Annotated in this window: 1 protein-coding gene; it reads left to right on the top strand. The window is 65.5% G+C overall.

Annotation, left to right across the window (positions count from 1 at the left end; all coding sequences use genetic code 11):
* Window positions 1–1,659: maltose alpha-D-glucosyltransferase (treS, locus tag ACWD3C_RS48515; RefSeq protein WP_451155227.1), on the top strand; the 1,659-nt coding region annotated here is incomplete at both ends.

Genomic DNA, 1,659 nt, shown 5'->3' with positions numbered 1-1,659 from the left:
CCCGCCAAAGACCGGGACCCGGAGTGGTTCAAACGCGCCGTGTTCTACGAGGTCCTCGTCCGCTCCTTCCAGGACAGCAACGGCGACGGCATCGGCGACCTCAAGGGCATCACCGCCAAACTCGACTACCTGCAATGGCTCGGCGTCGACTGCCTCTGGCTGCCCCCCTTCTTCAAATCCCCCCTCCGCGACGGCGGCTACGACGTCTCCGACTACACCGCCGTGCTTCCGGACTTCGGCGACCTGGCCGACTTCGTCGAATTCGTCGACGCCGCCCACCAGCGCGGCATGCGCGTCATCATCGACTTCGTCATGAACCACACCAGCGACCAGCACCCGTGGTTCGAGGAATCCCGCAAGGACCCCACCGGCCCCTACGGCGACTACTACATCTGGGCCGACGACGACAAGCAGTACCAGGACGCCCGCATCATCTTCGTCGACACCGAAGCCTCCAACTGGACCTTCGACCCCGTCCGGAAGCAGTACTACTGGCACCGCTTCTTCTCCCACCAGCCGGACCTGAATTACGAAAACCCGGCCGTGCAGGAGGAAATCCTCGCGGCGCTCCGTTTCTGGCTGGATCTGGGGGTCGACGGCTTCCGGCTGGACGCGGTGCCGTACCTCTACCAGGAGGAGGGGACGAACTGCGAGAACCTCCCGGCGACGCACGAGTTCCTCAAGCGGGTACGGAAGGAAATCGACGCGCACTACCCGGACACCGTCCTGCTGGCCGAGGCCAACCAATGGCCCGAGGACGTCGTCGACTACTTCGGCGACTTCCGCTCCGGCGGCGACGAATGCCACATGGCCTTCCACTTCCCCGTCATGCCCCGCATCTTCATGGCCGTCCGCCGCGAATCGCGCTACCCCGTCTCCGAAATCCTCGCCAAGACCCCCGCCATCCCCTCCAACTGCCAATGGGGCATCTTCCTGCGCAACCACGACGAGCTCACCCTCGAAATGGTCACCGACGAAGAACGCGACTACATGTACGCGGAGTACGCCAAAGACCCGCGCATGCGCGCCAACATCGGCATCCGCCGCCGCCTGGCCCCTCTCCTCGACAACGACCGCAACCAGATCGAACTCTTCACCGCCCTGCTCCTCTCCCTGCCCGGCTCCCCGATCCTCTACTACGGCGACGAGATCGGCATGGGCGACAACATCTGGCTCGGCGACCGCGACGCGGTGCGCACCCCCATGCAATGGACCCCCGACCGCAACGCGGGGTTCTCCTCCTGCGACCCGGGACGGCTCTACCTGCCCACCATCATGGACCCGGTCTACGGCTACCAGGTCACCAACGTCGAAGCGTCGATGTCCTCACCGTCGTCGCTGCTGCACTGGACCCGCCGCATGATCGAGATCCGCAAGCAGAACAAGGCCTTCGGCCTCGGCTCCTACACCGAACTGCCCTCCTCCAACCCGGCCGTCCTGGCATTCCTGCGCGAGGCACCCTCGACCGAGGACGGCGAGGACGACCTCGTGCTGTGCGTGAACAACTTCTCCCGCTTCGCCCAGCCCACCGAACTCGACCTGCGCGCTTTCACCGGACGCCACCCCGTCGAACTCATCGGCGGCGTCCGCTTCCCCGCCATCGGCCAACTGCCGTACCTGCTCACCCTCGCAGGCCACGGCTTCTACTGGTTCAGGCTG

The sequence above is a fragment of the Streptomyces sp. NPDC002845 genome (genome assembly GCF_053591955.1).
This window is presented reverse-complemented; position numbering and strand designations above follow the sequence as displayed.